Origin of the sequence: Bacillus sp. F2HM (assembly GCF_019266135.1) — a bacterium.
In the GTDB taxonomy this organism is placed as follows: domain Bacteria; phylum Bacillota; class Bacilli; order Bacillales; family Bacillaceae; genus Bacillus; species Bacillus safensis.
Map to the genome: position 1 here is coordinate 295,512 of NZ_LRMO01000009.1, position 19,629 is coordinate 315,140.

Sequence of the window (19,629 nt, forward strand, 5' to 3'; positions counted from 1 at the left end):
TAAATTGAGGAATTTGATAGAAAGAGAGGCAGGCTGCTTACGAATGAGCAGCCTGTGAAGAGGTAAATGTTTTTTCTCGCAGCATGTCATGGAGTATATGGATGATACGTTCTTGATCTGCATCTGTCATGCTCGTTCCAGACGGAAGACAAAGCCCCCGCTCAAATAACAGCTCAGATACAGGAGTGCCTTTTTCCGCAGTATAAAAAGGGCAATGACGAAAGAGCGGCTGCTGGTGCAGCGGCTTCCATACTTGCCTTGCTTCGATTTGTTCTTTTTCTAAAGCACCAATGATTTCTGCTGGAGACAATTGTGTGTCACGATCAATGGTCAATGCCGTCAGCCAGCGGTTGGATTTCGTTTCTTGATATTCTGGCATCAAATGAAGTCCCTCTGCTTCTGATAAAGCGTTCTGATAACGCTGGAAAATGCGGCGCTTTTGTTCAACACGCTCGTCCAGCACTTCCATTTGAGCAATCCCGACCCCTGCTAAGAGGTTGCTCATGCGATAGTTGTATCCCATCTCTTGATGCTCATAGTGCATCGCTTGTTCTCTGGCCTGTGAAGCAAGAAAGCGGCATCGTTCAATCGCAGCTTCATCATCACTCACAAGCATTCCGCCCCCTGATGTTGTAATGATTTTATTTCCATTAAAAGAATAGATACCGAACCTGCCCATTGATCCGCTTTTTCTTCCTTTATAAAGCGCGCCTAACGATTCAGCGGCATCCTCAATGACTGGTACATTATATGCTTCACACAGAGCCATGATCTCGTCCATTTTTGCACTTTGTCCATATAAATGGACAACGATGACCGCGCGGGGTTTTTTTCCAAGACGTTTTGATTCAACAAAGGCTTTTTCTAAAGCAAGCGGGCACATATTCCATGTCTCCCTTTCAGAATCAATAAAAACGGGCTCCGCTTGTTCATATAAAATCGGATTTGCCGTTGCAACAAACGTGAGGGTGGAACAAAAGACAATGTCTCCTTTTTGAACACCTATCAGCTTTAAAGCAAGGTGAATCGCTGCTGTTCCTGAGGATAAAGCAGCTCCTGTCTTCACTCCTGCATAGTCCGCCACTGCCTGTTCAAATTCATTCACAAGCGGTCCAAGCGGCGCAATCCAGTTGCTCTTGAAGGCTTCCTCTATTTTGAGATACTCTTTTCCGCTCATATGCGGAGGAGATAAGTAAATTCGCTTCCTTTTTTCTTTCATTAAATTCCACCTTCTTTCCGATTTTTGATTTCCATTGCTGGAATACCTACAGCGACCTTCTGATCATGTATATCTCTTGTCACTGCTGCTCCAGCACCAATGACGGACCAGCTTCCGATCGTTGTACCGGGTGTCACCACGGCACCAGCCCCAATATGGGCACCTTCCCGCACGGATACACCGCCAGTCAGCACCGCGCCTGGTGACAGGTGCACAAACGATTCGAGCATGCAGTCATGCTCTACGATAGACCCTGTATTTATAATCGTATGCTCACCGATGGCTGCATCTGCTTGAACCACTGCCCTTGCCATCACGACAGTCCCCCTTCCAATGACAGATGACGGACTCATGACCGCCTCTGGGTGAATGAGTGTGGCATATGCTGTGTCTTCAAATGAGAGGCGTTCCTTGATGAGCTGTCTGATCTCATTTTGTCCGATCGCAATCAGCCATTTCACATGAGGCATTGTCTCTCTCTGCTGCTCGCTCATGGAGATCGGTCCATACAAAATCCCGCTTTGAGTGACCGCCTCTTCAAATTGATCATCTAATACCGCACATAATGAGTAATCGGCATGTGCAAAAATGAGATCTTGGATGACTTTGCTATGTCCTCCGGCCCCAATTAAACCAATGGTTTGCTTCTTACATATCGGTTCCTTTAAATTTTTCAGCTGTGGCATGATCCGGCTGCTGCACCCCCTCTGTTTTCATGACTTTCAGCAAGGTCATCCATAAAATTTTCATATCGAGCCAAAACGATTGATGCTCGACATACCAAAGGTCATAGGTGAATTTCTCCTCCCATGAAAGCATGTTTCGGCCGTTCACCTGTGCCCATCCTGTTATGCCGGGCTTCACAAGATGACGTCTTGCTTGTTCTTCTGTATACATAGGCAAATACTCCATCAAAAGCGGTCTTGGCCCGACAAGACTGAGCTCTCCTTTGAGAACATTGACTAGCTGCGGCAATTCATCAAGACTAAGTTTTCGAATCAAGGCGCCAGTTTTTGTTAATCGCAAATGATCTGGCAGCAGCACCCCATGTTCATCGCGTTCATCGGTCATCGTCCGAAATTTATATAGCATAAAAGGCCGGCCATACAGACCAGGCCGCTTCTGCCGAAACACCACAGGCGTTCCAATTTTCCATCTAATCAGTCCATAGATGAGAAGAAAAAGAAGACTGCCTGCGATGAGCAGCGTCAATGCCACCGTCACATCTATCATTCTTTTCATCATTGCATCTCCTTTTCATATTAGCGGGAGACCGCATGTTTTACCTTACGCATCAGCTGCATCCGCTCTCGTTTCGTTCCTGCAAACAGATACAAGTAGCCCATATAGAGAATGAAACAAAGCCCGCCAATACAAAACAGCTCCCACCATGAAGTCACGTTATATACCGCCTGAATCCCCGCACAGATGCCCCAAATGATTAGCGCTCCAGCAAGTGGAACCAGTGTATGCTTGTAAAAGATAGTGCGTTTCTGATTCGTGATCCTGGCCGTATAAAATGGCAGAAACACAATATTTTTAATCAATAAAACCATTGCCCCCGCTGATGCAATGCCATATAAACCAAGCTGCAGCATATGAGTCAATCCATAGGCAAAAAGCACATTAGACACACCTAATATAAGGGTGACAACTGCAGGAACTTTCAATCGATTAAACACGGTCGGCACATATGTGAGCGGTAAAAACATCAAGGTCAAACATAAATAAGCCGCATGAATCATAAGAAGCCATTTCAGCTCCTCAAAAGCAGGCCCAAGCCATAAAAGCATGAGCGGACCAGCGAGACCTCCTAGAAGTGCGGCTGGGAACGCAACAAATAAACCGCTCCACTTAATGGCGTTTGCAGCATATTGAATGAGTCCCTCTTTGTCCTGATTCGAATAAAATTTCGTGATCGTTGGTGCAAACACAACGGCCAGTGTCCCTGCCAGCGTGCGTAATAATAATGGAAACTGTAAAATTGCCGCATATTGGCCCGTCGCTTCCGCTCCAATGAGCAAGTTGGTCATCAATAAATCAATTTGTAAAAACAACAATATCCCCATTTGCTCAAATGAATGCCAGACCCCTGATCGAACAAGAGTGAGACTAGACGATAATGAGACGTGCCGCCACTTAAACGAAAACCAAGGGATGAGTTTCTTAAAATAATAGATACCGATTCCCATAGCCGCTAAGCTTCCAATGACGGCCGCAAGCGGGATATGCCAAATGGCTGGTGTCGTCCATGTAAACAGGATGACAATCATCAGCGCCCTCAAAAACATTTGAATCGCCTGTCCAACACTTGATACATAGAGCTTATTCGCATAAAACGGTGCAGCCCCAATGCCAGACATGACGAAATTGAGCATAAATAAAAGACCCCCTAAAATAAAGGCGGTCTGTGTGTCTTTTGCGAGATGAACAGGCACATGAAGCCACTCAACCAGCTGTTGAGACATGAAAAGACAAAGCAAAAAAAGACTGATCGATAGTAAAAACGAACTGACGAAATAGGAAGCGAGATAGCGCTGCGCCTTCTCCATCTCTCCTTTATGAGCCGCCACAGAAAAAAAACGCACAACAACCGCACTTAACGAAGCCGTAATGACCGATAAATAGTTGATCATATTTTGCGTCAGATGGATTAAGCCGAATGCTTCCACTCCAAGCGTATGAACAATAAAAGGTGTTAAACAAACAGACATGAGCATCATCAGGACAAACGTGATTAAGTTCGCACTGGCATTGTAAAGAAACGCTCGATTCATTGTGCTTTCACGCAGCGTTTAAGAGCCCTCATCCAGCTTCCTCTCCCTTTTGACCGCTTGTTTTCACCAGCTGATGAACGGCCTCTTTCACGGCTGCCTCATTTGGTTCTTTTAAAAGGGTCATAAACGGAAGGTGAGCCACCCAATCAAATCCCTCCATCACCTTATGATCAAACGATCTCAGGACAACACACGGTGTATGAGTAATCGCACAAAAGATCATGCCATGCAGACGATCTGTCACGACGACCTGTGCTTGTTTTAACTCCGTCCACAAAGCCGTTAACTCCTCTAAGCGAGTTGTTCGATCGACTCGTTTGCCAATTGTCGTTGTGATCAAACCGACTTGATCATATGTCTCTTGGATATGCTGCTGCAGCTGCTGGCGCTCCTCCTTTGTGAGATATGCTTCTTGATCCTCACGCAGACAAAGCAGAACCCCTTCACGTGTTTCATCCTTCGATGATTCGTTTAATGACAGCACCATATCAGGCTGTTTCCACACATCTTGATCAGGAAAATGAAGCTTCATCCATTCATAGGTTGTTTGATCTCTTGCCATGAGGAGCAGTCTCGGGTGCTGCTTATACGTGTGAATGGCGTGGCGTTCCTCTCGTTTCCCTCTCTTTGTTTCTGTAAAATGTACAGTGGCAGGCAGCTGGATCATGGGATAGGACTTGAAGGTCTTGATGATAAATTGTCTCGTCCATTCTTCGTACCGATATAAATCCCCCATGTTGCCCCCGCCGATGATACAGACGATGTCTTCTGGATGCCGGCTGCGCTTTAGCGGACGGGCGAGGCGATAGATCTCTTTCATGTCCACTTCTATGATGTCATAGGCTGGAAAGTGTTTCTTTAAAAAACAATAACTCGCATAGGCAATCGCATGATCCCCTAAATTATCATGTCCCGGCAGCAGCGTGAGAATGATTTTCTTCTGATGACTCAGCTCTGGCAGCCTTTGGCGGCTCAGTCTATACTCAAGCGGATATTTGACCTTTAAGAGCAGCCACTCTGCGGCTTTTGCCTTCAATTGATGCACTGTCAATCCCATCACCCCTATTTCCTTGTCTGATATTCGATCCATTTCTGATAGCTAGAAGCCGCGGCAGAAAGCGGATAAACCAATCGGCACTTAGCAAGAAATAAAATCATTCGCTTTTGAACTGTGAGCTTCGATGGTTCCACTTGTTTGACGGCATGCTGAAAAGCACCGTGTGTCACCATTTCACGCATGTGATCAAGCTTTTCCTGAATAGAGAGATCATTTTGGCTCTTCCATTCGTTGAGCATACAATGAAGCGTATGATTGACGATAAAAAAGTCTAATGCTTTCTCATACAGAAAGATGTCATCATGCTCTTTTAAAAACGAGCGTTGTGCATGATAAAAGGTCAGTCCATGATGAAAATACTGCTTCTGATATCGCTGTACAATAGATGACAGATGAACCCTGTAGTAATAAAGAGGCTCATGAACAAAAGCGATGCTGCGTGATAAAGAAAAACAGCGCAGCGTCACATATTGATCTTCAATGTTCTCAAGCTCACCCCGCAGCGGAAATCGAATGTGGTGTTTTTCCATAAAGGCACGCCGATACAGCTTATTCCATGAGAATCCAGTCAAGTCTCCGTGTAATAACGCTTTGATTAAATCCATTTTTTCGGCTGAGCGCTTGTCTAACAGCGTCGTTGGTATCGTTCGCTTTGACTGTTCAAATTGAATCCAATACTCACTCACAACAAGATCTGCCCCGGTCATTTCGGCTTTTTCATACATAGCTTCACAGTAATGAGGAGCGAGAATATCATCTGAATCCACAAAGGCGAGATACGTCCCTTTCGCTTCCTCGATGCCCCGGTTTCTCACAGCGCCTAACCCTTGATTGGATTGATGGATTACCCGGAAACGTTCATCACGCTCAGCAAATGCTTCAAGCCATTCACCGCTGCGGTCGGTCGATCCATCATTGATAAGAATGACTTCTATATCGGAAAAGCTTTGATCTGCAATTGATTGAAGACATTGCTCCACATATTGACTCGTATTGTAAACTGCGACCAATAGACTGATAGCTGGCATTACAGCATGCCCCACCTTTCTTCAAATCTACTTTGTAAAAATCGTTCTATACGGCAAAACTGAAGAATCGAACGGCATCAGCATGATGCTGTACAGAATATAGCAAACAGCAATCCCTACATACATAAACACATTAGACCGCTGATCAAAAATGCGTGTGAAATATGGCAGTAAAATGAGCTGATACAAACCAAAATAAATATGAAATCTTGCATAAATGACATCCTTCGTTGCAAGAATGCCAAACAAGAAACCAAGCAAACAAAAATTCACAATGTAATCACTCTCAGGCGTCAGCTCACGAAGTCGTTTTCGATAAAAGAAAGCAAGCAGAAGCGGCAAAATCAAGACACCGATTTTTGTCACATTCATTCCATTCGTATTCGTTGTGAGCCATTCCTCATAATGACCATATGAACTGCCTTGAAGCATCACGACAAACACCGAGACAAAACGATCATAAAGAGCGGTTAAGCCTAAGAACACCAGGCATAAGACCAGCATCATCCAAGACCAAGCCTTTGTTCTCACAATAAAATACACAGGAATCATGATGAGAGCGGATGAATGAAACAATGAACATACAAGGACGAGCGGAAAATACAATTTCCACTGGCCATTGATCACCAACCGGATGGCATAAAAAAGAATCGCCGCCACCATGTACTGACGCATGCCATTAAACGACGCATAATAATGAAAGGTCCCAAGAAAAAGCAGCATACTCAGCTCAAATGGACGGCCATATTGTATAAGCGTCTTGATGATAAAAAAATAAGTAATGGCGCCAACTGAGATATACATGATTTGCGGATCATGAGACAGTTGATTAAGCATCCATAAAATAAACGTAAATCCCGGATCCGTAGCGGCCTTCTCCACACCGAATCCGAATATATGCCAAGGCTTTTCGTAGTTGATGGAGAACTCATACATCTGGCCATATGTGACAAAATCGGTTCCTACTTTATACCGAATACCAGCTACGATACAAAGAAATAGAAACGGAAAGAACACCAGAAGCTTATTAGGCCGCCATCCGCTTTGAATGGTATCATCACGCCTGCCGTAAAATGCGGCAAAGCTCGACCATAAATAGACCATGATCATGTTCACCAAATAAACTGCCATCTGCCCTTCCTTCCTTACAGTCCATATAGATTCATCACACGTGTAATATTCTGTTTCACATCAAACCCTCTTTTTTCAAGCTGAGAGATAATGGTCTCTTGAAGAGGAGGTTCTGCATGATATGCTTCAAGCACCGCCTTCATCCATTCATGCGCGGAATCTCGCAGGGACATCCTTTTCACAAGCCCGCAGCCTAAATCTACTTCCTCTGTAATATGATCTGAAATCACACAAGGCAGACCAGACGCCTGTGCTTCCACTAATACAAGCGGAAGACCTTCAAACAAGGAAGGCATCACAAATACATCAAATGCTTTCATATACTGTGGAACGTCTGATACGACGCCTGTAAAGACAATGTCCTCCATCAAGCCTGCCTTCTCTGCATACGATTCGACTACTTGCTTCAGCGGTCCATCTCCTACGAGGACAAGCTGAAATGAAACCCCTTGCTTCTTTAAGGTCTGTGCCAGCTCCATAAAAAAAACATGATTTTTTTGCTCATGGAACCGCCCAATATGACCGATGACCATGTTTTTTTCGTGAAGATGGAGCTGCTTTTTCATCTCTGCCTTTTCGTCTGGATCAGGCTGAAAAAAAAGGGATAAATCTATCCCATTTGGAAGCACCTCAACTTGCCCGTTCTGCATTTTTTTCTGTCCAAATAAAAAGACACCGGCATCCTCGCCGCATGCAACAAGCTGTGTAGAGAATGCAAAGATCAGCTGGCGAAATCCTTTGAGCATCATATGATCCAGCCAGTTTGGCGACTGCTTCCACGCTGTATTATGTGAATGGCAAATGCGCACCTTTACACCCGCTAGTTTGGCAGCAAGTGCGGAAAAACCCGTCTGAAAATCCGTATGTGCATGCACTGCCTGATAGGGCCCTGTTTGCCTAATTGTCTTGGTCAATGTTTTCACAAAAGCAACCGGAGAGGACGCCCCAATACTTGGGACGTAAAAGATGCGTCCCCCAAGCCGGCGAATTTCCTCATCATAATCACAGACGTCCTGCCGGTGAGTAATGAAATCAAATTGAAGGACATTCCTGTCGAGTGCACGATAGATATTCATAATCATCGTTTCAGCTCCGCCGCGGTTCATCCCGCCCACAATATGAAGCACGCGCTTTGGCTCACTCATCTCGAACCGCCCTCCTCTTCAGCATAGAAGACGACAGCTTCCGGCGATGATAAAGCTTCATGACCTTCGGTGACAAGCAGGCACGGACCACCGGCTTTAGAGCAAATAAATAGTCAAGCGGCGACAGCTTTAATAGCCAGCATGCTTTCAAAACGAGCCAGGCATTATCCATCGAATATCGAAACTTCCGCCGCTGAAAGGCCGCTTCATCCTCTCTCACCAGATATAACGGCTCTTGTAAATTAAAGCCTTTCCTCTCAGCAGCAAAAAAGCGGATCCAAAGATCGATATCTTCCATCCGCCTTGTTGTTTTTACAGAACGATATCCATGTAAAGCCTTGTAAGCAGAAGCCCTCATCATAATGGTCCCATGACAAAAAGGAGTCCCTCTTGCCAACACCTTCCGATCAGGCTCTGACACAAGTGCCCGCACACCCTTTGTTCCCGATTCATCAAAAACCGTCATCGCCGTACCGACCACATCATATTCAGGATATGTATCGAGGAAATGAACCTGTTTTTCTAAACGAACAGGCACTGATAGATCGTCGCCATCCTGCCTTGCAATCAACTCTCCCCTCGCTTCAGCCAGGCAGCGATTGAGACTGGCAGCGAGTCTTTGATTTTGTTGATTGCGGATCAGGCGAATTCTTTCAGGATGTCGTTTTGTATAAGACAGCACTTTCTCATAAGTGCCATCTGTTGATGCGTCATCACATATGATGAGCTCCCAGTTTTCATATGTTTGATGAAGAATAGATTCAATGCTTTCTTCTACTGTCTCTTGGCAATTGTAGACGCCCATGATCATAGACACCTTTGGTTTATGCATGCTGTATCACCTTCTCTGCTTGATCCATATAGATTGTATAAATTTCTTCCATTGCACTGACCGTCTGCTCCTGTGCAAATGCATGAGTCATAGAGCGTCCCGCTTTTCCCATGAGGGGCAGCTGATCTTTTTTGTCGTAGAGCTGCTGCAAGTAATCAGCTAAACTATTCACATCTTGCGGTTTAACTAAAAAACCATTGACGCCATGTTTGACAAGCTCACAATGTCCTCTATTCTCCGTTGCAATCACAGGTTTTTCTGCAGACATCGCTTCAAGCAGGTTCATGCCGAGCCCTTCTCTCAAGCTGGTGGAAACACATACATCGCTCATATGCATCCATTCCTCTATTTGTTTGCAGAACCCAGCAAAGTGGACATGTTTTTCAAGATGGAGCTGGCGGGTAAGCTTTTCATAGTTCGGCCTCATTGTCCCTTCCCCAGCAAACACGATCTTTATATTTGGTATTTTCCTAGACAGCTGTGCACATGCTTTGATGAGCATCCCTTGATTTTTATTCGTATTTAATTCACCAGCACACAGCACGATAAAATCTTCCGAGGAAAAGCCATAGGCTGCGCGAAGGCGCTGCTTCTCTTTTTCATCGACAGGTGCGAATCGCTTCATATCCACACCCATACCGGGCACATAATAAACAGATGTCCGCTCTTTTGATAGACGGTCGGCTCTTTTAAAATCTTCTCCATTAATGGTGATCAGAGCGTCTGTATAGCGGGCGAGAAATCTCTCAATTGGATAATAGAGCAGCCAGTTTTGAAGCGGTGCCCCCTGCCAAAAGTGAAAGCCATGTGCCGTGTAAAGAACCTTCGTTCCTTTTTTGCGCGTGCCTTTGGCTGCGAGCCTGCCAATGACACTTCCCATTGGGGTGTGACAATGGATGAAATCATAGTGCTCTTTCGCTAACAGCTTCTTCAGTTCTACATACGCAAGCCGGTTGCGTACATGAAAAGGAGAGCGCTGAATCGGAATTGAGTGAGCTTGATTCACATAAGGCAGCTCCAGCTGGCCGTTTGCCGCTGTATGCACTTCCCATCCTTGTTCCTGAAACCACCGGAAATACGGAAGATGAAAGGCCTTAAAGTGATAATCAACCGTTGCGCAAAACAAGACTTTTTTCTTCATTGGCAAGCGCTTCCTCCTCTCGTGTCATCTGATCGGACAACATATCATGCGACTCAATGGCAGCAAATAATGCTTGTCTCATTTGCTCTTCACTCATCATGTCAAATTCATGGATAAAGCGGTTCAGCACATATGGGTCACCATCCAGCGCATGACCGATATGAATTTTCGGGAAGATTTGCTCCTGTGCTTTTTCATGCTGGTTGAGTAATTCCTCGTACATTTTCTCTCCAGGACGAATGCCTGTGAAAGTGATCGGAATCTGGTCTGTGGTGTAGCCTGAGAGGTGAATGAGGTTTTCTGCGAGGTCCACGATTTTCACTGGCTCCCCCATATCTAAAACAAAAATCTGTCTTCCTTCTGCCAGTGCACCTGCCTGAATCACAAGCCTTGATGCTTCTGGGATGGTCATAAAATATCTTGTCATGGCTGGGTGCGTGACCGTCACCGGCCCGCCTTGCTCAATTTGTTTCTTAAAAATAGGGATGACGCTCCCCCTGCTTCCGAGTACGTTTCCAAATCGAACGGCGACAAATTTTGTTTCGCTGCTTGCCCCCATTTGCATGATCAGCATTTCAGCAAACCGCTTTGTGGCTCCCATCACATTGGCAGGGTTGACCGCTTTGTCAGATGAGATGAGAACGAATGTTTCAATGCCGTGCTCGTGTGCGGCTTCTGCGACATTTTTTGTCCCGATAATATTGTTTTTCACGGCTTCTTTCGGACTGATCTCCATGAGCGGAACATGCTTATGTGCCGCAGCATGATAAATCATATCCGGCTGAAATTGACCAACGATTTCACTCATTTTCTGTTTATCTTGAATATCCGCAATTTGTGGATAGAGTCTGATGCTGCCTCCATATAATTCTTTCAGCTCTAGTAAAATAGAATGAATGCTAAATTCTCCATGTCCCACAAGTACAATCGCTTGAGGAGCAAACACACAAATTTGACGGCAGATTTCTGACCCAATCGATCCGCCTGCCCCTGTGACCATGATTGTTTTTCCCTTTAAATGAGCAGATAGACGGCTCGTATCTAATTGAATCGGTTCTCTTCCTAGTAAATCCTCTGGCTGTACATCCCGTAATTGATTCAGCGCATGGGTTCCTTTTAAAATCTGCTCCATTTCCGGCATGATCTGTGTTTTGACTCCGGTCGCGACACATTCCTTATACAGCCCTTTTAAGGTGTGGCTGCTTTTGGACGGAATGGCGATGATGATCTTCTGAATATCCATCATCACGACAGCTGTTTGAATTTGTTCTTTTCCTCCTATAACAGGCAGACCCATAATTTCAAGCCGATGTTTCGTCTTGTCATCATCGATGAAGGCGACTGGCTCAATATGTACATCACTCGATTGCTGAAGCTGACGAACGAGCATGGTCCCCGCTGATCCGGCGCCAATAATTAATGCCCGCTCTTTTTCTGCCTGAAGCCGTTTTGCCCCGTCATGAAATAACCTAGAAGCCATACGAGATGCACCGATGAATAAGATATGAAAAAGCCACACGATGAATAAAAACCGAAATGGCCATGTCTGCACGAAAAGGTACAGCATCGTCATCGAAAATAAAAAAGAACACACAAAGGTCTTCATTAAAGAAAATAACTCTCTTACTCCTGTATAAGCCCATACTTGCTTGTACACATGAAACATGCAGGCAAATATATGGTGCCCAATGAGCAGACTGAGTGAAGAAATGGCGAGCATTTCAAATGTATAAACGGTTAAAGCCGCCTCTTGGACAAATTGAAAACCAAAAAAGACGGCAACTAAGATGAGATATGAATCTAGTGCTACGATGATTGATAATCTTTGGGCGTAAGTCAACGCTCCTCCCCCTTTTTAAAGCATCACTATTCTTACGTAACATGGGCATCAAACCCGTCCTCACATCCCACTACTGATGACGAGCATCTAAGGCACGGTTATGCCCACAGCAGGATCGAGTGCCTCCATTGTTAAAGATTAGGAGACATCACCTATCAATCTTTTTAATACATATACAGCCTGCCCTTTTTCTCTTTCTTGCCATTTAGCATAGCTCCAAGCAGTTTACTTGTTGTTCCTTCTAATACTTCTTTTGATTTCTTCACAGCAGCAATCTTTGTTTTGCCGCTTAAGACAACGAGAATGCTCCCATCCGTCCGGTTCGCCAAGATCTTTGCATCTGCAACTGGCAGAAGCGGCGTGGAATCAACAATCACCATGTCATATTGCTGTTCAATCTCATAAAATAGCTGCTTCATCACAGAAGAGGAGAGCAGCTCTGCTGGATTCGGCGGAATGGTTCCGCTCGGAAGCAGCTCTAAATGCTCAATCGGTGTCGGTAAAATGGCTTCTTCCAAGCTGCAATTATTTAATAGCACATTCGTCAAACCGGTGTGATGACTCAAGTCAAAATATTCATGGACAGCCGGCTTTCGCAAATCAGCGTCCATGAGCAGCACCCGCTTGTTCTGCTGTGCAAAAACAGCTGCTAAGTTTGCAGCCGTAAATGATTTCCCTTCCTTCGGTAAGGAGGAGGTCACTAATATCGATTTCAGCCTTGTTTGGATCGATGTGAATTCGATGTTTGTTCGGATCGTACGGAATTGTTCCGCAATGACAGAGTGAGGATTTAATACAGAAATACAGGATAAATCTCTCTTTTCTCTTTTCTTCCTCTTAAAGATCAATGTTCTGTCCTCCCGTTATGACGGACTGCTTGTCTTTTTTGGCCCTCCTGTCTGCCTGCATCTGATAGACACTGCCAAGCGACGGCAATCCGATCTCTTCTCTTATTTGATGTGTTCGTTTTACAGTATCATCGAGTAAATTCATTAAGAAAATGAGTGTCATGCCCCCTAATAAGGAGGCGCCTAGTGCCAGAACGATATGAACGAACTTCCTTGAATTCATCAGAATCGTGTTGGACAGCTTGGCTTCAGACAAAACATTAATGCGATCCATATTCATTGTTTTTTTGATTTCTTCTTGTAGCACCTCTGTTGCGGTATTCGCAATGGCGACTGCCTTCGCGCGATCCTCATCTTGTACAGAAATATTGATGACCTCAGACTCATTTTCAGTACTTGTGGCAATTTTGTGTTTTAGTCCTTCTGCTGATTCTGTGAGATGGAGTGTTTCTTTTACTTTTTCAATGACGATTGGGCTTTTTAATAAAACTTGAAAGGTACGTGTATATTGAAGGTTCATCTGAATATCGTTTAAATCTGCTTGTGCGTCATTGCTGCGTTTATGAACAAGAATTTGAGTGGTTGCCTGATATACAGGAGTCGAGACATAGAACTGATAATAGGCTGAAATGCCCGTTACGATCAGGACAATCAGGATCAGAAGGGCCATTTTCTCTTTAATGACAGAAAACAGCTGCTTAAAACCTATATTCTCATTCATAGATACCTCCCGATTTCATCATAAAAAGGTTATATATGGTTTCTTTTTGTTAATGATTGGATTATAAAAGATAATACCCGCAAAGAAAAATGTCATAATAGGTCTTATAGTTCTTTTTAAAGAACGAAATCGTTCGTTTTCTTTTGTTTACTTCCTGATTCTTACGTTTTTGAATTTTATAAAGAACAATTTATTTCTTATAATGAACGAAAAAGGTCGCAGAACTATTCGCCGGTGAGAAGGGAGATCATTGATCGAATGATAGGCAAGGTGATACGCATTTACCGAAAGAGAAAAGGATACTCGATTCAGCAGCTGGCTGAGGATGCTCATGTCTCTAAGTCATATTTGAGCAAAATTGAGCGTGGTGTCCACAGAAATCCATCTGTCCAGTTCTTAAAAAAGGTATCCTCTTCACTAGAGATTGATTTACAAGAGCTGTTTGATGCAGAGACGATGATGTTTCATTACGCTGAGGGTGGTGAACACGAATGGCGGGAGCATATTGTGAGTGCCGTCCAATCAGGCATGCCTAAAGAAGAGCTCTATCAGCTGCTCCAAACGTACCGAAAGGAGCAGGAAGAAAAGTCGTTACATGTCACCCATAGAAAGCTGACCGATTCAAATATCGCAGAGTGGAAGCGTCTAATGAGTGAAGCAAAGGCAATTGGCTTAAGCATTGAGGAAGTAAAAGCTTTCCTCAACAACATGGGAGAACGCCGGGCGTAAGCCTTTCAGGAAGAATGATTGCGGGGAGAGGCGTTTGACGCTTCGATGAAAAAGAGCCTTTGATTCATGAAAGGCTCTTTTTTGTGTTATTCTTCTTTTTTTGTTCGTGCTTTTTTCGTTATATCATTATTTTTCCAATAGGCCCATAGTGATGTAATTCCCAGAAAGGCCAGCGTGATGAATTGCTGAACGCCTTCTTCATCAATAGGAATTGGGCTTTTTCCCGCAGCAGTTAGCGCACTGTTAACAAGCGCCAGTAAAAGCAGCACAAGCCTTGCAATTGTACCTGCACTAATTTTTTGAATCTCCAACTGTAACCCCTCCCTTTCCTCTTCTCACGGGCGGTATTGCTCGTTCTCTCTCATATGTATGCATCAGCCGAATGAATAGAAGAACGAATCAAAAAAAAGAGACATCATTCCTATATGCGGAATGATGCCTGATTTCATTTGCTATTTATTTAGAAAACATCTCTTTTGCTTCATCCAATGCCATTTTATTGCCTAGAGCTGAGTAATCGAGCCAAGGCTGATCGGCAATCGGATAGACTTGGTTTTTCTTCACTGCTTTTAGACCCTTCCAAATCGGAGTCTTTTCTAATTGCTTGAATGCCTGCTGCGCTTTATCATCACGGTTGACAACGACAAAGATCGCATCAGCATCATAATCAGGAAGAACCTCTTGAGAAATCACTTCAAATGGGCGCTTGCTGTCCAGCTTTTTCACACCATCGACAGGTGTCAGGCCTAAATCCTCGTATAAAATAGGACCCATTGGGCGCTTCATGCTAAATACGCGAAGCTCCTTTGCTGTGACACGGATCGCCATGACTTTTCCGTTTCCAATCTTTTTCTTGATGAGCGATTTGACCTCTTTTGCTTCTTGATTGTAATTCTTAATATATTGATCCGCTTCTTTTTCTTTATTGACGTGTTTGGCGATTTTTTTCAAATGATCCCGCCATGTGCCATCATTTAAATTAAACACTTCTGTTTTGGCGATCTTCTTATATTTCGATAAGTCTTGTCCGGCTAATTCTTCATCAACATAAATGACATCTGGTTGTAACGCAAGCAGTGATTCCATATCTGGATCAGCTGCAATGCCAAGCTTCTTCGTCTGACTCAGCTGCTTTTTCGCATGTGGAAGGAAATCTTTTAAGTCTCCTCCTACAACAGAGCCCGCCGGCTTGATACCGAGTGCTAACAAGTCATTTGTTAAATGAATAGACAAGGAAGCAATCTTTGGTGTGCCATTGTTCTTTTCATTTGTTGTATTCTTTGTTTCCTGTTGTCCGCAAGCGGCAAGCAGCAAGAAACAGAGCGTTAATCCAAATACTAGTAGTTTTTTCATGATGAGTTCCTCTTTCATATTTATTTCGTTTTAGTTAATAAATAGAGAAAATACGGGGCACCGATAAAGGCCACGACCACACCCGCCGGTATGGCATTTGGAGCAAAGATGGAACGTCCGATTGTATCGGCACTGACCAAAATCAACAAGCCAAGCAGCGCACTAACTGGTAAAAAATACTGATGCAGTGAACCGACAAGCCTCCTAGCCAAATGCGGGGCGACGAGGCCAATAAAGCCAATACCACCTGTCATTGAAACACTTGCACTCGCGAGGCCTACTGCTAAGGTCAAGAGGAGAAGACGTTTACGCTGGACACGTACACCTACACTTGAGGCGACAGCATCTCCTAATGTCAATGCATTGAGCGTGTTTGACTGCATCAGCGTAAGCGGCACAAGGCATACAATCCAAGGCAGAAGCGCCAGCACATGAATCCAGTCTCTCCCCCATACATTGCCCACAAGCCACCTTGAAGCAAAAGTATATGTATCTTCATCCAGCTTCAATGACAAATATAAGGTGAGTGCACTAAATCCCGCAGCAACCGCAATGCCAACTAAGATCAGCCGGATAGGAACAAGCCCTTCATGCCGGTCATATGCAAGAAGCACGATGACCGCTGCCGCAAGCAGTCCGCCGCCAAACGTAAAGAGCGGAATAAGAAGAGACGGATTGCCTTCAAGTGCGTGAAAATATGTCACAAACACAATTAAGCCAAAGGCTGCCCCTGCATTCAATCCAATAATCCCAGGGTCGGCCAGCGGGTTACGGGATAAGCTCTGCAAAATGCCGCCAGCAATGCCAAGACCAATACCAGCTAACATCGTCACCACAATTCGAGGCAGACGATAGTCAAACAGCACCGTTTCACTTTGGAAATCTCCAAAGCCAAATAACGTCTTGACGACCATGACAGGGCTAAGTTTCAGCGTACCGGTATTTAAACTATACAGCACAACAGCCGCACTCAGGCAAAGCAAAACGAGTGTCACGACAAGAGCACGCTGTTTCTCTCTCATGACAGGTTCCTCCCTTCTTTTCTGGCAATGTATAAGAAGAAAGGAACACCAACAAGTGCCACCATCACGCCAATGGCAAGTTCTCTTGGCGGATTGACTGTACGGCTGGCAAGGTCTGCAAAGACAAGCAGCATTGCGCCTAGTATCGCTGACATCGGAATGACGAAACGATAGTCTACACCAACAAGCTTTCGTGCAATATGCGGGATGACGAGACCGACAAACCCAATCGATCCGACTGCTGATACAGAAACCCCTGCTAATAACACAGCAGCAGTCATTCCTAGTATTCGCACTTGCCGTGTTTTCACCCCTAAATTTGCCGCTGTATCTTCACCGAGCGATAGTAAGGAAAGTGACCGGCCTAATAGCATGGCCCATACGATCACAATCAGAATAACCGGGGCGAGAATCGTCAGCTGCGGCCATTTCACACCAGCTACCCCGCCTGCATACCAAAAAGCCAAATCCTGACTCAGGTCAAAATAAATCGCGATCCCAGAGCTGAGCGCATGAAGCAATGCGGCTACAACCGCTCCTGCCACAGTGAGGCGCAGCGGTGTCAATACACCGCCAGCCGCTCCAATCGCAAAGATCAGCAGCGTACTGAGCACAGCACCAATAAAGGAAAAAAACATCAGTGCTGAATAAGGTATTCCCGGGAAAAAAGCAAAACAGAGAGCGACCACAAACATCGCACCGCCATTAATGCCCAAAATCCCCGCATCTGCCAGTGGATTTCTTGTGATGCCCTGCATAAGAGCACCCGCTACGGCAAACGCCGCTCCCACTAGAGCTGCTCCTAAAACACGTGGAAGTCTTAATTCATGGATGATCTGCTGCTCTGTGACATTTGACTGGTAGTCAAATACAGCTGTCCAAACCGTTTGCAGAGACAATGTTTTTGCACCGTATGACACAGCAAAAAACATGGCAGCCGCTAAACCAATGACGGCGAGAAAAAATATCAAAAAGAACAGAATATGTGATGATCGTTTTTGTTGCGGTTTTCGCTTATCCTGCAAAATCGGTGTCATCCTTTTCTTCATTAAAAGTCAGTTTGAAAATGAGAATCATAATCAACAAAATTATAGCCGTCAGCCTCTAAAAAATCAATGTACACCCTTTTTTTAATTAATGAAGGTATATGCGGAGCATCGGGGTGGGAGGTTCTTTTTGTCGCTCAGTACGGCCTATCATTTTTTCTCCTAGTTTAATAGGAAAATAGTTGACAGTTCACATGAATATCCCCTAAAATTACAAAAGTAAGTCAAATGTTATAAAAATATTACAAACAGATGTCAAACTAATAAAGAATGACCCGTCATGAGAGGAGATTTGAAAGTTGTGTCAGTAAAGGGAAAATGGAGTATCGTCCTATTTGCGCTTGCAGTCGTCATTGGAGCAGTTGCTTTCTTTCAAAATCAACAAGCAAGCGGTACAGAGAAGAAAAATGTAAAGCAGGATACGAACTATAAAAACGTAGAAATTGTCACTCTCGTAAATGACGGGAAATTTATGAGATATGCAGTCAACTATCCTCTTTTTCATCAAAAAGAGCTAGATGACAAGATTCAAAGCTATGCCAATTCAGCATTAGAGCATTTCAAAAAAACATTCAGTGAAGCAAAGGATATTGATGAAAATAAACGCTATGAACTGAATATTGATTATGAAATGGTGCATTATGCGAAGCAGTCTGCTGCCATCCGCTTTACGACCTATACGTATACTGGCCAGCAAAGTGGAACCACCAATCATCTCACGATTAACTTTGATTTTCAGAAAAAAACCTTTCTTGACACCAAAGATTTATTTCTGCCTAAAACCAATTATTTAAAGAAATTATCCTATATTACATATACAGAGCTTCGAAAGGATAAAACCTTATCTAAGGATCAGCCTCTCCTTCAGAAGGGAACAGCCCCTGATGCTCAAAACTTCAGTCAATTTGCCTTGAAAGACAAATATGTAGAATTTTATTTCCCTGCATCTCAAGTAGCAGCAGAGGATCTTGGGCCGCAAACACTCGCAATCAAAAAGACATTGCTGAAGGACATATTAAAGCCAGATTATATGGATAAACTCAAAAATAAAAATGAAATGAAAGAACCGAATCCAAAAAGAAAAGCCGTCAAGCTGCCGCAAAAATCAAAGCTTGACCCGAATAAAAAAGCCATCGCACTCACATTTGACGATGGTCCGAATCCAGCGACAACCTCAAAAATTTTAGATGCGCTGAAGGCAAATAAAGGACATGCCACCTTTTTCGTATTAGGCAGCAGGGTGCAATATTACCCTGGAATGCTTGCCGATATTTTAAAAGGCGGGAATGAGATCGGAAACCATTCCTACAATCACCCTTTATTAACAAGACTGCCTTTAGAAGAAGCGGTGAAACAAGTGAAGGACACCCAGCAGCTGATTGAGAAAGCAAGCGGATATACACCTACGCACTTTAGACCACCATATGGCGGTACAAATCAAGATATCAATCATGCAATTGGGATGAAGGTCACTTTGTGGGATGTTGATCCTGAAGATTGGAAAATCCGCAACAGCCAGCAGATCACAAACCGCGTTCTCTCACGTGCAGCAGATGGCAGAACAGTGTTAATGCACGATATTTATGAAAGCTCAGCCCAAGCAGCAGTAAAGATCATCCATGAACTCACCAAACAAGGCTACCAGCTCGTCACAGTGAGTGAACTTGAACAATTAAAAAAAGAACGACATGAACAAACCCCTGTAGAGTAAACAGGGGTCTCAGATTGTTGACAAAGGGC

Annotated in this window: 19 protein-coding genes; 2 read left to right on the forward strand and 17 right to left on the reverse strand. The window is 44.2% G+C overall.

Annotation, left to right across the window (positions count from 1 at the left end; all coding sequences use genetic code 11):
- Positions 1-37: 37 nt before the first annotated feature.
- From AWT60_RS06700 to AWT60_RS06760, 13 genes are all read right to left on the reverse strand, one after another.
- Entirely contained in the window at positions 38-1,219 is a 1,182-nt protein-coding gene (locus tag AWT60_RS06700) for a DegT/DnrJ/EryC1/StrS family aminotransferase (RefSeq protein WP_218677058.1), read from the reverse strand.
- Positions 1,219-1,905 (reverse strand): acetyltransferase, encoded by a 687-nt coding sequence (locus AWT60_RS06705; RefSeq protein ID WP_218677059.1) that lies wholly within the window; start codon positions 1,903-1,905, stop codon positions 1,219-1,221. The genes AWT60_RS06700 and AWT60_RS06705 overlap by 1 nt, the downstream gene beginning before the upstream one ends.
- Positions 1,868-2,461 (reverse strand): sugar transferase, encoded by a 594-nt coding sequence (locus AWT60_RS06710; protein WP_083703981.1) that lies wholly within the window; start codon positions 2,459-2,461, stop codon positions 1,868-1,870. Before AWT60_RS06710 ends, AWT60_RS06705 begins: the two co-directional genes overlap by 38 nt.
- A gap of 20 nt (positions 2,462-2,481) precedes the next feature.
- On the reverse strand, positions 2,482-3,996 hold the full coding sequence (locus AWT60_RS06715) for an MATE family efflux transporter (protein ID WP_218677060.1): 1,515 nt from the start codon (positions 3,994-3,996) through the stop codon (positions 2,482-2,484).
- Between the two features lie 28 nt (positions 3,997-4,024).
- Positions 4,025-5,053, reverse strand: a complete 1,029-nt coding sequence (locus AWT60_RS06720; RefSeq protein WP_218677061.1) for a polysaccharide pyruvyl transferase family protein — start codon at positions 5,051-5,053, stop codon at positions 4,025-4,027.
- Between the two features lie 5 nt (positions 5,054-5,058).
- Positions 5,059-6,081 carry a glycosyltransferase family 2 protein gene (locus AWT60_RS06725; RefSeq protein WP_218677062.1) on the reverse strand — a complete coding sequence of 341 codons (1,023 nt, stop codon included), beginning with the start codon at positions 6,079-6,081 and terminating at the stop codon, positions 5,059-5,061.
- 27 nt (positions 6,082-6,108) lie between these two features.
- Positions 6,109-7,212: an EpsG family protein gene (locus AWT60_RS06730; RefSeq protein WP_202738592.1), complete on the reverse strand. Its 1,104-nt coding sequence runs from the start codon at positions 7,210-7,212 to the stop codon at positions 6,109-6,111.
- Between the two features lie 14 nt (positions 7,213-7,226).
- Entirely contained in the window at positions 7,227-8,357 is a 1,131-nt protein-coding gene (locus AWT60_RS06735) for a glycosyltransferase family 1 protein (protein WP_218677063.1), read from the reverse strand.
- The gene (gene epsE, locus AWT60_RS06740) at positions 8,350-9,189 is read right to left on the reverse strand and encodes a glycosyltransferase EpsE (RefSeq protein WP_218677064.1); all 840 of its coding nucleotides are present in this window, start codon (positions 9,187-9,189) and stop codon (positions 8,350-8,352) included. The genes AWT60_RS06735 and epsE overlap by 8 nt, the downstream gene beginning before the upstream one ends.
- Positions 9,182-10,330: a glycosyltransferase family 4 protein gene (locus tag AWT60_RS06745; RefSeq protein ID WP_218677065.1), complete on the reverse strand. Its 1,149-nt coding sequence runs from the start codon at positions 10,328-10,330 to the stop codon at positions 9,182-9,184. Before AWT60_RS06745 ends, epsE begins: the two co-directional genes overlap by 8 nt.
- Complete coding sequence (locus tag AWT60_RS06750; RefSeq protein ID WP_041115622.1) at positions 10,296-12,170, reverse strand: polysaccharide biosynthesis protein; 1,875 nt, start codon at positions 12,168-12,170, stop codon at positions 10,296-10,298. The genes AWT60_RS06745 and AWT60_RS06750 overlap by 35 nt, the downstream gene beginning before the upstream one ends.
- Before the next feature lie 164 nt (positions 12,171-12,334).
- Complete coding sequence (locus AWT60_RS06755; protein WP_024423527.1) at positions 12,335-13,018, reverse strand: CpsD/CapB family tyrosine-protein kinase; 684 nt, start codon at positions 13,016-13,018, stop codon at positions 12,335-12,337.
- Positions 13,008-13,739, reverse strand: coding sequence for a YveK family protein (locus AWT60_RS06760; protein WP_024423528.1), 732 nt, complete (start codon positions 13,737-13,739; stop codon positions 13,008-13,010). Before AWT60_RS06760 ends, AWT60_RS06755 begins: the two co-directional genes overlap by 11 nt.
- Positions 13,740-13,997: 258 nt before the next feature.
- On the opposite strand from AWT60_RS06760, the gene slrR reads away from it, so the two are divergent.
- Positions 13,998-14,468: an HTH-type transcriptional regulator SlrR gene (gene slrR, locus AWT60_RS06765; protein ID WP_024426096.1), complete on the forward strand. Its 471-nt coding sequence runs from the start codon at positions 13,998-14,000 to the stop codon at positions 14,466-14,468.
- A gap of 86 nt (positions 14,469-14,554) precedes the next feature.
- On the opposite strand, the gene AWT60_RS06770 is transcribed toward slrR, so the two are convergent.
- From AWT60_RS06770 to AWT60_RS06785, 4 genes are all read right to left on the reverse strand, one after another.
- Positions 14,555-14,779, reverse strand: a complete 225-nt coding sequence (locus AWT60_RS06770) for a phage holin (RefSeq protein WP_041107886.1) — start codon at positions 14,777-14,779, stop codon at positions 14,555-14,557.
- A 145-nt stretch (positions 14,780-14,924) separates the two neighbouring features.
- Positions 14,925-15,824 carry an iron-hydroxamate ABC transporter substrate-binding protein gene (locus tag AWT60_RS06775; RefSeq protein WP_041108498.1) on the reverse strand — a complete coding sequence of 300 codons (900 nt, stop codon included), beginning with the start codon at positions 15,822-15,824 and terminating at the stop codon, positions 14,925-14,927.
- 17 nt (positions 15,825-15,841) lie between these two features.
- Complete coding sequence (locus tag AWT60_RS06780; protein ID WP_034624490.1) at positions 15,842-16,843, reverse strand: FecCD family ABC transporter permease; 1,002 nt, start codon at positions 16,841-16,843, stop codon at positions 15,842-15,844.
- Positions 16,840-17,868, reverse strand: coding sequence for a FecCD family ABC transporter permease (locus tag AWT60_RS06785; RefSeq protein WP_081372098.1), 1,029 nt, complete (start codon positions 17,866-17,868; stop codon positions 16,840-16,842). The genes AWT60_RS06780 and AWT60_RS06785 overlap by 4 nt, the downstream gene beginning before the upstream one ends.
- 322 nt (positions 17,869-18,190) lie before the next feature.
- Here AWT60_RS06785 and AWT60_RS06790 point away from each other — a divergent pair, with 322 nt between their 5' ends.
- On the forward strand, positions 18,191-19,600 hold the full coding sequence (locus AWT60_RS06790) for a polysaccharide deacetylase family protein (protein ID WP_326349824.1): 1,410 nt from the start codon (positions 18,191-18,193) through the stop codon (positions 19,598-19,600).
- Positions 19,601-19,629: the final 29 nt, after the last annotated feature.